Origin of the sequence: Sphingomonas oligoaromativorans (genome assembly GCF_011762195.1) — a bacterium.
GTDB lineage: Bacteria > Pseudomonadota > Alphaproteobacteria > Sphingomonadales > Sphingomonadaceae > Solisphingomonas > Solisphingomonas oligoaromativorans.
Genome location: NZ_JAASQK010000003.1, coordinates 72789 through 86064, shown reverse-complemented (window position 1 = coordinate 86064; position 13276 = coordinate 72789). Strand labels below are relative to the sequence as shown.

17 protein-coding genes are annotated in these 13276 nt (G+C 68.9%); 2 read left to right on the top strand and 15 right to left on the bottom strand.

The genetic code is table 11. From position 1 onward, the window contains the following. Window positions 1-4: 4 nt before the first annotated feature. From FHS98_RS06770 to FHS98_RS06740, 7 genes are all read right to left on the bottom strand, one after another. Window positions 5-631, bottom strand: a complete 627-nt coding sequence (locus tag FHS98_RS06770; protein WP_167102012.1) for a MarC family protein — start codon at window positions 629-631, stop codon at window positions 5-7. Further along, window positions 628-1347 carry a hypothetical protein gene (locus FHS98_RS06765; protein WP_167102009.1) on the bottom strand — a complete coding sequence of 240 codons (720 nt, stop codon included), beginning with the start codon at window positions 1345-1347 and terminating at the stop codon, window positions 628-630. The genes FHS98_RS06770 and FHS98_RS06765 overlap by 4 nt, the downstream gene beginning before the upstream one ends. 1 nt (window position 1348) lies before the next feature. Beyond that, the gene (gene folD, locus FHS98_RS06760) at window positions 1349-2239 is read right to left on the bottom strand and encodes a bifunctional methylenetetrahydrofolate dehydrogenase/methenyltetrahydrofolate cyclohydrolase FolD (RefSeq protein WP_167102006.1); all 891 of its coding nucleotides are present in this window, start codon (window positions 2237-2239) and stop codon (window positions 1349-1351) included. Further along, the gene (locus tag FHS98_RS06755; RefSeq protein ID WP_167102003.1) at window positions 2236-2538 is read right to left on the bottom strand and encodes a YggT family protein; all 303 of its coding nucleotides are present in this window, start codon (window positions 2536-2538) and stop codon (window positions 2236-2238) included. The genes folD and FHS98_RS06755 overlap by 4 nt, the downstream gene beginning before the upstream one ends. A 54-nt stretch (window positions 2539-2592) precedes the next feature. Next, window positions 2593-3504 (bottom strand): acetylglutamate kinase, encoded by a 912-nt coding sequence (gene argB, locus FHS98_RS06750; RefSeq protein WP_167102000.1) that lies wholly within the window; start codon window positions 3502-3504, stop codon window positions 2593-2595. 40 nt (window positions 3505-3544) lie between these two features. Beyond that, a complete protein-coding gene (locus FHS98_RS06745; RefSeq protein ID WP_167101997.1) occupies window positions 3545-4198 on the bottom strand; it encodes a queuosine precursor transporter in 654 nt (217 codons plus the stop codon). A 72-nt stretch (window positions 4199-4270) separates the two neighbouring features. Next, complete coding sequence (locus FHS98_RS06740; protein ID WP_167101994.1) at window positions 4271-4843, bottom strand: hypothetical protein; 573 nt, start codon at window positions 4841-4843, stop codon at window positions 4271-4273. 208 nt (window positions 4844-5051) lie between these two features. Between FHS98_RS06740 and FHS98_RS06735 the strand changes: the two genes are divergently transcribed. Beyond that, window positions 5052-6350, top strand: a complete 1299-nt coding sequence (locus tag FHS98_RS06735; RefSeq protein WP_167101992.1) for a NupC/NupG family nucleoside CNT transporter — start codon at window positions 5052-5054, stop codon at window positions 6348-6350. A gap of 46 nt (window positions 6351-6396) precedes the next feature. Here FHS98_RS06735 and FHS98_RS06730 read toward each other — a convergent pair whose 3' ends face one another. The 8 genes from FHS98_RS06730 to gluQRS all read right to left on the bottom strand — a co-directional run bounded on the left by FHS98_RS06730 (window position 6397) and on the right by gluQRS (window position 12463). Beyond that, window positions 6397-6837, bottom strand: coding sequence for a hypothetical protein (locus FHS98_RS06730; protein ID WP_167101989.1), 441 nt, complete (start codon window positions 6835-6837; stop codon window positions 6397-6399). Window positions 6838-6901: 64 nt separating this feature from the next. Beyond that, complete coding sequence (locus tag FHS98_RS06725) at window positions 6902-7429, bottom strand: HIT family protein (RefSeq protein ID WP_167101986.1); 528 nt, start codon at window positions 7427-7429, stop codon at window positions 6902-6904. After that, the gene (locus FHS98_RS06720; protein ID WP_167101983.1) at window positions 7429-8298 is read right to left on the bottom strand and encodes a 3-hydroxyacyl-CoA dehydrogenase NAD-binding domain-containing protein; all 870 of its coding nucleotides are present in this window, start codon (window positions 8296-8298) and stop codon (window positions 7429-7431) included. The genes FHS98_RS06725 and FHS98_RS06720 overlap by 1 nt, the downstream gene beginning before the upstream one ends. 62 nt (window positions 8299-8360) lie before the next feature. Then, window positions 8361-9335, bottom strand: coding sequence for an L-histidine N(alpha)-methyltransferase (egtD, locus tag FHS98_RS06715; protein WP_167101980.1), 975 nt, complete (start codon window positions 9333-9335; stop codon window positions 8361-8363). Window position 9336: 1 nt separating this feature from the next. Continuing rightward, on the bottom strand, window positions 9337-10632 hold the full coding sequence (egtB, locus tag FHS98_RS06710) for an ergothioneine biosynthesis protein EgtB (RefSeq protein ID WP_167101977.1): 1296 nt from the start codon (window positions 10630-10632) through the stop codon (window positions 9337-9339). Between the two features lie 78 nt (window positions 10633-10710). After that, entirely contained in the window at window positions 10711-11283 is a 573-nt protein-coding gene (locus FHS98_RS06705) for a cob(I)yrinic acid a,c-diamide adenosyltransferase (RefSeq protein WP_167101974.1), read from the bottom strand. Between the two features lie 16 nt (window positions 11284-11299). Continuing rightward, window positions 11300-11539: an HIG1 domain-containing protein gene (locus FHS98_RS06700; protein WP_167101971.1), complete on the bottom strand. Its 240-nt coding sequence runs from the start codon at window positions 11537-11539 to the stop codon at window positions 11300-11302. A 42-nt stretch (window positions 11540-11581) separates the two neighbouring features. Continuing rightward, the gene (gene gluQRS, locus FHS98_RS06695; RefSeq protein WP_167101968.1) at window positions 11582-12463 is read right to left on the bottom strand and encodes a tRNA glutamyl-Q(34) synthetase GluQRS; all 882 of its coding nucleotides are present in this window, start codon (window positions 12461-12463) and stop codon (window positions 11582-11584) included. Window positions 12464-12640: 177 nt separating this feature from the next. Between gluQRS and FHS98_RS06690 the strand changes: the two genes are divergently transcribed. Then, window positions 12641-13207: an HNH endonuclease gene (locus FHS98_RS06690; protein WP_167102971.1), complete on the top strand. Its 567-nt coding sequence runs from the start codon at window positions 12641-12643 to the stop codon at window positions 13205-13207. Window positions 13208-13276: the final 69 nt, after the last annotated feature.

Below are 13276 nucleotides of genomic sequence, written 5' to 3'. Positions count from 1 at the left end.
CGGGTCAGCCGCCGAAGGAGGCGCGCACCCCGTCGACCACGAACTGCGCCGCCAGCGCCGCCAGCAGCACGCCCAGCAGGCGGGTGATGACCGCCTCCACCTTATAGCCTAGGAAGCGCATCAGCGGCCCCGCCGCGAGCAGCGCCGCCATCATCATCGCCAGCACGACGGCCAGCGCCCCCAGCACGACGATGTGCGCGACGAGGCCATGGCTGCGCTGCATCATCAGCATGATCGACGCGATCGAGCCCGGCCCCGCGATCATCGGCATCGCCATCGGGAAGATGGAGATGTCCTCATATTGCTCGGGATGCTGCTCGATCTCGTGGGCGCGCTCCTCGCGGCGCTGCTGGCGCTTCTCGAACACCATCTCCAGCGCGATCAGGAACAGCATGATGCCGCCCGCGATGCGGAAGGCGTCGAGGCTGATGCCGAGCGTCTTGAGCAAAGGCTCGCCGAGCAGCGCGAACACCAGCAGGATCGCGGCGGCCACCAGCGTCGAGCGCACCGCCATCGCCGCGCGATGCGCCATGTTGGTGCCGCGCGTGAGCCCGGCGAAGATCGGCGCGCAGCCCGGCGGATCGATCACCACGAAGAAGGTGACGAAGGCGGAGACGAACAAAGCAATCATGAACGCGTCCCCGTCACGTCGAACACCGCAAGGCGATAGCGCCGCCCGTCCCACGACCAGATGCGCAGCAGATGCGCGCCGGTCGCGGCATCGCGCACCGGGTTGATCCGCCAGCGCAGCGTGCGATCGACGGACGCCCCCTCCTCGGTCGCGTGGCCGAGATGGAGCGAGGCCGGCATCGGCCCGTCGGAGGCCATGATGAGGCTGGCGAGTGCCCCGCCCCTCAAGGTCGCGACCGGCACCGCCACGTCGGGCAGCACCTCGGTCTGCTCGCCGACCGAGCCGATCGGCCCCGGACAGGCGGCATAGTCCTCGGCGACGGCCCCGATCGGTGCGGATGCGAGCACGCCGCCATCATGGCCACCGTCATATATCCACTTCCAGCCGGCGGTATCGTGCCGCCAGAGCGTGCCGAAGCTCCCCGACTTGCCGTCCTTGGTCCAGGGGCCGGTCGAATAGGCCAGCGTGCCGTCGCATGACGTCAGCGTGTGCGCGGGCCGCCAGAGGAGCGGCGTGGTCGGCTCGATCGCGCGGGAGAGCACGGTGCGGGCCGGCGTCGCGGTGGGCGAATAGAGCACGGCATCGGGCGCGGCGAAGGCGCGGAAGGCGTTCCACTGCCCGCCGGTTCGCGCCTGTTCGGCGAACGCGCGCTCCGCATCGGCGACCGTCTGGCCCGCCGCGGCGGCCGCGGCGAGCAGGGCCAGCGCGGCGATCACCTCAGATGCTTCCCTTGTCCAGCGGAACGCCGGCACGGCGATAGGCGGAGACGAGCGTGTTGCGGAGGAGCACGGCGATGGTCATCGGGCCGACGCCGCCCGGCACCGGCGTGATCGCGCCTGCGACCGTCGCGGCATCCGCGAAATCGACATCGCCGACCAGCTTCGTGCCGCCTTCGCCATTGTCGATCCGGTTGATGCCGACGTCGATCACGGTCGCGCCCGGCTTGATCCAGTCGCTCTTGACCATCTCGGGCCGGCCGACGGCGGCGACGAGGATGTCGGCGGTGCGGCACAACGCGGGCAGATCCTTGGTCCGCGAGTGCGCGATGGTGACGGTGCAGCTCTTGGAGAGCAGCAACTGCGCCATCGGCTTGCCGACGATGTTGGAGCGGCCGATCACCACCGCGTTGAGCCCGGAGAGGTCGCCCAGACGATCCTCCAGCAGCATCAGGCAGCCGAGCGGCGTGCAGGGCACGAAGCCCTCAAGCCCCGTCGCGAGGCGGCCGACGTTGACGACATGGAAGCCGTCGACATCCTTGTCCGGGTCGATCGTCGCGATGACGCGGCTCTCGTCGATATGCCTGGGCAGCGGCAACTGGACGAGGATGCCATCCACGCTCGCATCGCCGTTGAGCTGGCGGACGAGATCGAGCAGCGCCTCTTCCGTGGTCTCGGCGGGGAGCTTGTGGGTGAAGCTCGCCATGCCGGAGGCTTCGGTCGCCTTGCCCTTGGAGCGGACATAGACCTGGCTCGCCGGGTCTTCACCGACGATCACCACCGCGAGGCCGGGCTTGCGCCCCGCCGCCGCCTCGAAGGCGGGCACGAGGCCGGCGACCTTCTCGCGAAGGCCCGCCGCGAAGGCCTTGCCGTCGATCACCGCAGCGCTCACGCCGTCGCCCCCATCAGCGAGGAGAAGATGTTGGGCAGCAGGATCTTCTGGAGGATCGAGATCGCCAGCAACACCACCATCGGCGAGAAATCCAGCCCGCCGAAATCCGGCAGGATGCGCCGGATCGGCCGGTAGAGCGGCTCCGTCACCCGATCGAGCGCATAGAGGAACTGGCGCACGAAATCGTTGCGCGTGTTGATGACGTTGAACGCCACCAGCCAGGACAGCACGATCTGGATCATGATGATCCAGAACAGCACGTCGAGCAGCAGCATCAGAATCTGGAAGATCGAAAGCATGGACAATCCCTCTGGCCCCGAGCCCTTCTATCCGAGCCCCGCGCCGCTTTCCACTCAGCCCGCGCGCACCAGCGTGCCCGCGCCCTGACGGGTGAAGATTTCGAGCAGCATCGCGTGGCGGATGCGCCCGTCGAGGATGACCGCCGCATCGACGCCGGCTTCGATGGCGTGGACGCAGGTCTCCATCTTGGGGATCATCCCGCCGGAGATCGTGCCGTCCGCCTTCAGCCGCTCGACATCCGAAGGCACGAGGTCCGACAGGAGCTTCTTCTCCTTGTCGAGCACGCCGGCCACGTCGGTCAGCAGGAACAGCCGCGACGCGCCCAGCGCGGCGGCGATCGCGCCCGCCATCGTGTCGGCGTTGATGTTGTAGGTGTGGCCGTCCGTCCCGATCGCGATCGGCGCCACCACCGGGATCACGCCCGAGGCGGAAAGCTGGTCGAGGATGGTGCGGTCGACGCGGGTCGGCTCGCCGACGAAGCCCAGGTCGACATGGCGTTCGATGCCCTGGAGCTTGTCGGGCTGCGAGCGGCCGACCTTCTCGGCCGTCACCAGTCGCGCATCCTTGCCCGAAAGGCCGACGGCGCGGCCGCCCGCCGCCCCGATCCAGCCGACGATTTCCTTGTTGATCGATCCCGCCAGCACCATCTCGGCGATCTGCGCGGTCTCGGCGTCGGTGACGCGAAGCCCGTCGACGAAGCGCGATTCGACGCCGAGGCGCTTCAGCATCGATCCGATCTGCGGGCCGCCGCCATGCACCACCACCGGATTGATGCCGACCGCCTTCAGCAGCACGACATCCTCGGCGAAGCTGCGCGCCAGCTCCGGGTCGCCCATGGCGTGGCCGCCATATTTGACCACGAAGGTCTTGCCCGCATAGCGCTGGAGATAGGGCAGCGCCTCGGTGAGCGTTTCCGCCTTGGCGAGCATGGCGGGATCGGGGAGGAGATCGGGCAGCAGCGTCATGGCTGCGCCATAGCGGGAGCGAGCCCCCGCCGGAACCCTCTTATGCCGCGCGCGCGTCGATCCGCCGGCCGAGCCACACCAGCCCGGTGATGAGCCACGGCACGAACACCACCGACAGCACCACCTTGGTCAGCATCTGCCCCGCCATCAGCGCGAGGATCGGGCGCTCGCCGAGGAAGGAGATGGTGATGAACAGCAACGTGTCGATGATCTGGCTGACCATGCTCGCGATCATGCCGCGCAGCCAGATCAGCTTGCCCTCGCCCCGCGACAGCTTGGAGAAGATCAGCACGTTGAGCGTCTGCGACGTGCCGTAGGAGATGAAGCCCGCCATCATCATCCGCGCGCCCTGCCCGACCACGATCGGGAAAGCGGAGACGGCCGGCGCGTACATATCCTTGTCGGCGGGCAGCAGCAGCACGATCTGGATCAGCACGGCGGCGGTAATCATCGGCACGAAACCGAAACGGACCAGCCGGGTTGCGGTCGCCTGTCCGTAAAGCTCGGCGGTGGCGCTGCCCAGCGCGACCAGCAGCAGGAAGGCGAAGATGCCCGCTTCCACCGCCAGCGGCCCGAGCGCGACCTGCTTCACGCCGAGAATGCCCGCCATGCAGACCATCCCGCCGTAGAAGAGCGAGAAAAGAAAGAGCGAGCGGGGGATCGGGTGGGTGGCGGGCGCCGTCGTCGTGGACATGCGCCCCACTATCCGCTTTCGGCGGAGACGAAAAGGCCGGACGCATCACGATCCGTCCGGCCTGTCGATCGATCAGATGCTGTTGCGCGAGATCGGACCGGGCTTGGCAGCGGCCGGCGTCGCCGGCGCGGCCGAAGGCTGGACCGCCGTGCCGCACGCCCCCGAGCTGCTGCGTTCGACCTTGGGCGCCTTGCCGTCGCCCATCGAGGTCACCTGCACGCTCTGGGTGCAGACGCCCTGCCCGTTCGACATCGACACCTGCGTGAAGCTGCTCGCCCCGGCCGGAGCGCCCGCCAGCGTCGCGGCGTGGATCGCCGTGTCCGGCGAGGAGCGCATCAGCGCCGCCTGCTGCATCATCATCGCGGCCTGCCGGTCCATCTCGGCGCCGATGCGATCGAGCGCGGCAAAAGGCGAATCGGGGCCGAAGGCCGTGTCGAAGAAGCCGGCGGCCGCCATCGGCACGGCCTCGTCGCGCACGACGACGCGCGGAGCGACGGTGCCGGTGTAGTGGATCTGCTCGACGCTGCCGTCGGGAAGCTGGACGGTCATCACATGAACGGGCACGCGCTCGGCCGCGGCGACGGCGGTGACGCCGGCCAGCGCCACGGCTACGCCCGTGAACATCAGGAGTCGCTTGGAAGGCATCGGAACATTTCCCTCATCGGTGGTGGACGGATGCGGGGGCCATCCTGCGCACCGCCACTGAACGTCCGTTGAACGGGACGGGGCCGAAGAACGGGACAGGGCGAACCGTGCGATCGAGGCTGGCTCAAATTGCCGCGCTGTGTATGAGTGCGATCCCGGCGCGGCCGGGGGGCGCGCGCCTTCCGCCCACGGGGAAGCCTGCCACTCGATGACCAAGTTCCTGACCGGCCTGGCCGGCATCGCCGTAATCCTGCTGATCGCCTATATCTTCTCGGCCGATCGCCGCGCCATCCGGCTGCGCGTGGTGGGGGCCGCCTTCGCGCTCCAGGCGGCCATCGCCGTGCTCGTCCTCTATGTGCCGACCGGCCGCTGGGTGCTGGCGCAGATGTCCGGCGGGGTGTCCGATCTGCTCGGCTATGCGAACGCGGGCACCCAATTCCTGTTCGGCGCGCTCGCGACCGACCGCCTCGGCCAGATGTTCGCCATCCAGGCGTTGCCGGTCATCATCTTCTTCGCAGCCCTGGTCTCGATCCTCTACCATGTCGGGATCATGCAGCTCGTGGTGCGCTGGATCGGCGGCGCGATCGAGACGGTGATCGGCGTCTCCAAGGTCGAGTCGCTGTGCGCCGCCGCCAACATCTTCGTCGGGCAGAGCGAATCGCCGCTCGTCATCCGCCCCTATCTCGCGGGCCTGTCGCAGACGCAGGTGTTCGCGGTGATGACCAGCGGCATGGCGGGCGTCGCCGGCACGATCCTCGCCGCCTATGCCTCGATGGGGATCAAGATCGACTATCTGCTGGCGGCGAGCTTCATGTCCGCGCCGGGCGGCCTGCTGATGGCCAAGATCATCATGCCCGACCGGATCGACCCGCATGTGCAGGACGAACAGATCGAGCTGGCGCAGGCCCGCATCAGCGGGCAGGGGCCGGCCGCCCTCCTCCCCGAAGGCGAGGCGCCGCCGCAGATGGAGGCCCATCATGGCGACGAGAAGCCCGCCAACATCATCATGGCGGCCGCGCAAGGGGCGCAGACCGGCGTCCGCCTCGCGGTGGCGGTGGGCGCGATGGTGCTGGCGTTCGTCGCGCTGGTGGCGCTCGCCAACGGCCTGCTGACCGGAGTCGGCCACTGGTTCGGCTTCGAGGATCTCACCTTCCAGCGCCTGCTCGGCTACTGCTTCGCGCCGGTGATGTTCCTCCTGAACGTGCCGTGGCACGAAGCGGGGATCGCGGGCGGGCTGTTCGGCGAGAAGATCGTGCTCAACGAATTCGTCGCCTACATCTCGCTCGGCAAGGATCAGGCGCTGCTCTCGCCGCACACGGTCGCGGTGGTGACCTTTGCCCTTTGCGGCTTCGCCAACTTCTCGTCGATCGCGATCCAGATGGCGGTGACGGGCAATCTCGCGCCCAACCAGCGGCCGACCATCGCCAAGCTCGGCCTCAGGGCGCTGCTCGCCGGCAGCCTCGCCAATCTGATGTCGGCGGCGTTCGCGGGGCTGCTGCTCGCCTGATCGCGGGAGGGGCGCCGCGCCACGGCGGCATCGGCGCCCGATCCGCTTACTTCTTCAGGCGGGTGTTGCAGGCGCTCCAATATTGCGGCCAGGTCTGGCCGGCGGGAATCTTGCCGGCGGCCTTGTCGGCCTTCCACATCTGGCCGCACTGGCGCTGGCGGTCGTGCATGGCCTGCATCGCCGGGCTCTGCGCGGAGGGCAGGTGCGAGGCCGGGTTCGGCTTCGCCGCCGCGACCGGCCTGACCGCCGGCGCGGGCGCAACCGGCTTCGCGGCCGGAGCCGGGGCAGCGGCCGCCGCCGCGCCCGATCCGCGGCACTGGGCGAGGAACTGGTTCCAGGTCTGGCCGGCGGGAAGCGTCTTGTTGGCCTTGGCCGCCTGATATTTGGCGCCGCAGACCTTCATGATGTTGTCGGCGGCGTGCGCCGGCATCGCCAGCCCCAGCCCCGCCGTGACCAGCAGCATCGAACTCGCGAAGATCATCTTCATGCTCGTTCCTCCTCCTTGACCCCATAGGACCATAACATAGGCGGCACGACATGCCATGGCCCGCTCAGCGCATGGCGGACCGGATTTTGGTCGCAATCGCGGCCAGTCGCGCGGGGTCGGCGGGCGGCTGCCTGTAGGACGTCCTGGCCAGCGGCACATCCTTCCATTGCGGGGTGACGTGCATGTGGAAATGGAAGACGGTCTGCCCCGCCGCCTCGCCGCTGTTCTGGCGGATGAAGATGCCGTCGGGATGGAGCGCGCGGGCCTCTGCCTTCGCCAGCCGCTGCGTCACCCGCATCAGATGGTCGAGCACGGGCGCGGGGATGTCCATCAGGTTGCGGTAATGCCCCTTGGGGATCACCAGCAGGTCGCCGGTCGAGAGCGGATGGATGTTCATGAAGGCCAGCACCTGCCGGTCCTCGTACACCTTCGTCGCCGGCAGCCTGCCCGCCAGGATGCGGGCGAAGGCGTTGCCCTTGTCATAGGCGCCATAAAGCCCCGTGGCGGAGCCCGGCGTGGTGCCGGGCGCCACCTCGGCCGCCGCAGGCGCGGCGAGCGCGAGGGCCGCCAGCGCGAGGGACAGCGCCCGCATCAGCGGGTCGGCACGGGCTCGGCGCCCGAATAGTCGTAGAAGCCGCGCTTCGTCTTGCGGCCGAGCCAGCCGGCCTCGACATATTTCACCAGCAGCGGCGCCGGGCGGAACTTGGGATCGCCGGTGCCGGTGAACAGCACCTTGGTGATCTCCAGGCAGGTGTCGAGGCCGATGAAGTCCGCCAGCGTCAGCGGACCCATCGGATGGTTGAGCCCGAGGCTGACCGCCGCATCGATGTCGCGCACGTTCGCCACGCCCTCGCCCAGCGCGAAGATCGCCTCGTTGAGCATCGGCATCAGCACGCGGTTGACGATGAAGCCCGGCGCGTCGTTGGCGTGGACGACCTCCTTGCCCAAGGCCTTCGCGAACGCCTCGACGCGCGCCACCGTCCCGTCCGAGGTGGCGAGGCCGCGGATCAGCTCGATCGGCTTCATCACCGGCACGGGGTTGAAGAAATGCACGCCCATGAAGCGCCCCGCATCCGGCGCCGCCTGCGCGAGGCGGGTGATCGGGATCGACGAGGTGTTGGTGGCGAGGATCGCGTTCGGGCCCATCCGGGCGCCGACCTCGGCGAAGATGCTGCGCTTGATCTCCTCGCGCTCGGTCGCCGCCTCGATGACGATGAAGGCATCCCCGAAGGCGCCATAATGGTCGACCGTCTCGATCCGGGCGAGCGCGGCTTCGGCATCGGCCGCCGCCACCTTGCCCTTCTCGACCGCCGAGCCGAGCCGCTTGGCGATGCCCGCCTTGCCCTTCTCGGCCAGCGCCACGTCGCGATCGGACAGCAGCACGCGGAAGCCCGACTGGGCCGCCACTTGCGCGATCCCCGCGCCCATCTGACCAGCCCCGATGACGCCGACGGTTTCCATGTGACTCTCCTTCAGGATCTTTGCGCCCGCCTAGCGGGGATCGCGCCCGAAGGACAGGGACATCAGGGCGCCGTGCGGGGCGGCTTCACCTCGGCGAGAAGGATGGCGAAGCGATCCTGCGGATCGGTCCATTCCGCGATCGGCGCCCAGCCGCCGGCGGCCAGCAGCAGGCGCGCGCTGCGGCGATCATATTTGTGGCTGTTCTCGGTGTGGATCGTCTCGCCCTGCCGGATCGCGAAGCGATGGCCGGCGGCGGCGAAGCGCACGTCGCGCACCGCTTCGAGATGCATCTCGATCCGGGCCTCCGCGTCGTTCCAGCGCGCGACATGGCGGAAGGCCTCCACCGGAATGTCGCCGTCCAGCTCGCGGTTGATGCGGTGGAGGAGGTTGAGGTTGAACGCCGCCGTCACTCCCTGCGCATCGTCATAGGCGGCGATCAGCGCCGCCTCGTCCTTCACCCGGTCCATGCCGATCAGCAGCATCGATCCGACGCCCAGCGTCCCCGCCATCGCGCGCAGCAGGTCGACGGCGGTGGGCGCCGTCAGATTGCCGACCGTCGAGCCGGGGAAGAAGCCCAGCCGGGGGGCATGGCCGATCGCCTGCGGCAGCGCGATCGGATGCATGAAATCCGCCTCGATCGGATGCACGGGCAGACCGGGGAAGCGCTGCGACAGCGCGGCGGCGGATTCGCGCAGGAAGTCGCCCGAGATATCGATCGGCACATAGGAAGACGGCTCGACGGCGCCCAGCAGCAAAGGCGTCTTGGCCGACGATCCCGATCCGAACTCGACCACCGCGCGGCCGGGGCCGGCCAGCTTGGCGACGTCGCACGCATAGACTTCCAGCAGCGCGCGCTCGGTGCGGGTGGGGTAATATTCGGGAAGCTCGGTGATCTCCTCGAACAGCTCCGATCCGCGCCGGTCGTAGAACCAGCGCGCCGGGATCGCCTTCCGCTCGCCCGAAAGCCCGGCGATGACATCGGCGCGGAACGCGGGATCGGCGTCGGGCTTCGTTTCGCGTTCCGCTTCCAGCAGCATGTCAGAGATCCTTCGCGAGGCGGACGCCGGTGAACTGCCAGCGCTGATGGGGGTAGAAGAAATTGCGGTAGCTGGCGCGGGCGTGGCCGCGCGGGGTGGCCGAGCTCCCGCCCTTGAGCACGAACTGCCCGGACATGAACTTGCCATTATACTCGCCGACCGCGCCCGGCGCCGCGCGGAAGCCGGGGTGGGCGAGATAGGCGGACGCGGTCCATTCCCAGACGTCGCCGAACATCTGCCTGAGCCCGGCGCCGGGAGCGGCGGGGAGCGGCCGGATCGCGCCCGGACCATCCAGGAAGGTGCCGCGCATCGGGTCGAGCCCCTCGGCCGCCGTCTCCCACTCCGCCTCGGTGGGCAGCCGCGCGCCGGCCCAGCGGGCATAGGCGTCGGCCTCGTAATAGCTGATGTGGCGGACAGGCGCGGACGGGTCCATCGCGGTCAGCCCGTCGAGCCCGAAGCGGCGGCCCCAGCCGCCCTCCTCGTCCCGCCGCCAGTGGAGCGGCGCCTCGATCCCGTTCTGACGCACCCAGCCCCAGCCGTCCGACAGCCAGAGCGAGGCGGTGGCATAGCCGCCATCCTCGACGAAGGCGCGCCACTCGCCGTTGGTGACGACGCGATCGGCCAGCGCATGGGGCTGGAGCCAGACCGTATGGCGCGGCCCCTCGCAATCGAAGGCGAAGCCCGTGCCGTCATGGCCGATCTCCTGGCACCCGGCACGACCCTCGATCCAGCGGAGCGGCTCGGGCGCGGGGCTCGGCCGGCGCGGCTCGGCGGGCCACAGCGCGGGCGCCAACGGATTCTGCGCGAAGAGATGGAGGATATCGGTGACCAGCAGCTCCTGATGCTGCTCCTCATGATGACAGCCCAGCTCGATCAGGCCCAACGCCGCCTCGGGCAGCCCATCCCACGCCGCCACGATCGCGGCATCGACATGCGCGCGATAGGCGCGCACCTCGTCGAGCGAGGGCCGGGTCAGCATTCCCCGAGAGGCCCGCGCGATCCGCTCGCCCTCGGCCTCGTAATAGCTGTTGAAGAGGAAGGGCCAGCTCGCATCGAACGGCCGATAGTCCGCCACATGATCGCGCAGCACGAAGGTCTCGAAGAACCAGGTGACATGCGCCAGATGCCATTTCGCGGGCGACGCATCGGGCATCGACTGGGCGGTGGCGTCCGCGTCGGAGAGCCTTTCCGCCAGCGCCAGCGTCAGCGCGCGAACGCGGCGGAAACGATCGAGGATCGCACATCCCTCTTGTGGCGTGTCGCATGTCGGCGCGATCGCGTCGGCTCTTGCGGCCATCCCTGCACTCCCGCGGTAAGGAAGATTAACGAGCTCGTGCGCGTAAAGGTTGCGACGATCCGTCCGATTTCAAGGGCTTCAATCGCCGCGCGTTGCGCCTGGCCGCCACAGAACATCCCGCGTACCGCCATCGTTCAACACGCGACAAAGCGTGAACAAATGATCCGATAGCCGATTCAGATACCGCAACGCCAGCGGATTCAGCGCATGGACGGACGCCGCCGCCACCGCGCTCCGCTCCGCCCGGCGCACCGTCGCGCGGGCGAGATGGAGATGCGCCGCGCCCGGATCGCCACCCGGCAGGATGAAGCTGCGCAGCGGCGCGAGGCCCTCGTTCATCGCATCGATCTCGCGCTCCAGCCGCTCGATCTGGGAGGCGACGATGCGCAAGCTCATCCCGGTCGGGGCGAAATCCTCACCCGGCGTCGCGAGATCGGCGCCGAGGTCGAACAGCTCGTTCTGGATACGGCCCAGCATCGCGTCCGCCTCGCCTCCGACATGCAGACGCGCCACACCGATCGCCGAGTTCGCCTCGTCGACATCGCCGATCGCGGCGAAGCGGGCGTCGTGCTTGGGCGCGCGTGAACCGTCGACGAGGCCCGTCTCGCCGCCGTCGCCGGTGCGCGTGTAGATCTTGTTGAGCTTCACCATCGCGCGTGCCCGCGGATCAGGCGTGCGGATGGGCGAGCAGGAGGAGCAGCACCGCCGCGATCACGGCCAGCGCCTGGAACTGGATGCGCCGCCACATCATCTGGTTCTGCTTGAGGCTGGACGGGCTCGGCCCCTCCTGCGGATCGCGGCGCAGTTCCTCGTCGGTCGTGCGCAGGAACGTGACGATCCCCCGCACCAGCGCGACCAGCGCACCGATCGCGAACAGGATCACGAGGATGAACAGCACCGTCTGCATCCCCTCACCCTAGACCTGTTGACGCCCTTGGCAATCCTCTCTTCACGCGCCGCCGAGCATCGCCCCGAAGCTGTGCGGCAGCCGCCCGGCGCGCAGCGTCCCGACCAGATCGACGGGGTCCGCCCCCGCCTCGCGCAGATCGGCCAGCGTGCGGGCGCCGGCCCGCTTGGCGAGCCTGCGCCCCTCCGCATCGGCGAGCAGCGGATGGTGGTGATAGCGCGGCGTCGGCAGGCCGAGCAGCGCCTGAAGCAGCCGATGGACGTGCGTCGCCTCGAACAGGTCCAGCCCCCGGACCACGTCGGTCACGCCCTGCCACGCATCGTCGACGGTGACGGCGAGATGATAGGAGGCGGGCGCATCCTTGCGCGCCAGCACCACGTCGCCGAAACTCCGGGGATCGGCCTCGATCAGGCCGGCGGTGGCGTCATGCCAGCGCAGCGGCCCCGCGAGCGCCGCCGCGCGCGCCATGTCGAGCCGCCAGGCATGGGGCTCGGCGGCGATCCGCTCCCGACGCGTCGCGGGATCGAGCGCGCGGCAGGTGCCGGGATAGGCGGCGCCCTCCGGCCCGTGCGGCGCCGTCGCCGCCGCCGCGATGTCGGCGCGCGTGCAGAAGCAGGGATAGAGCAGCCCCGCGGCATCGAGCGCGTCCAGCGCCGCGCGATAGGCGTCGAGCCTCGTCGACTGGCGCAGCACCGGGCCATCCCATGTCAGCCCGAGCCAGCCCAGATCCTCCTCGATGCCCGCGACGAACGCCTCGCGCGAGCGGCCCGGATCGATATCCTCCATGCGCAACAGGAAGCGCCCGCCCGCCGCGCGCGCCAGATCGTGCGAACGCAACGCCGAATAAGCGTGGCCGGGATGCAACCGTCCGGTCGGGCTTGGGGCGAAGCGGGTGACGATAAGGCTGGTGGGGATCAAATTCATCAAACCGGCTCTTGACCGCGAGTCGTGAGACATGTTGTCATGCTCCGGTCACGCTGTTCGGGCATCCGGGGCGCGACGAAGAGACGACGCTGTGCCCTTACCGGCAACGCGTCCTGAGTGCGACAGGGCATGAAGCTGGCTCGGACGGGCGCCGCCGAGCGGAGGTCATGTCGTTCCATGTATCACCCCGATCTGATCCGGCACCCCGATGGATGTCCCACGCTGGTGCTCAACGCGGATTATACGCCGCTGAGTTACTATCCCCTGTCGCTCTGGCCCTGGCAGACCGCCATCAAGGCCGTCTTCCTCGAACGGGTCGACATCGTCTCCCACTATGAGCGTGAGGTGCATTCGCCCAGCTTCTCGATGAAGCTGCCTTCGGTGATCGCGCTCAGGCAATTCGTGAAGCCGTCGGCCTATCCGGCGTTCACGCGCTTCAACCTGTTCCTGCGCGACAGCTTCGCCTGCCAATATTGCGGCTGCCGCCACGATCTGACGTTCGACCATGTCATCCCCCGCGCGCAAGGCGGCCGCACCACCTGGGAGAATGTGGCCACCGCCTGCGCGCCGTGCAACCTGCGCAAGGGCGGCCGAACGCCCAGGCAGGCGCGTATGGAGCTGGCCAGCACGCCCGAACGGCCGACGAGCTGGGCGCTTCAGGAGAATGGCCGGCGCTTCCCGCCCAACTATCTGCACGATAGCTGGCACGACTGGCTTTATTGGGATGTGCCGCTGGAGGCATGATTTCAGAAAGATTCTGACCGGTATCGGGCAATTCAACGCAACAAAGCATTGACGTGGCCGCTGCTGCGA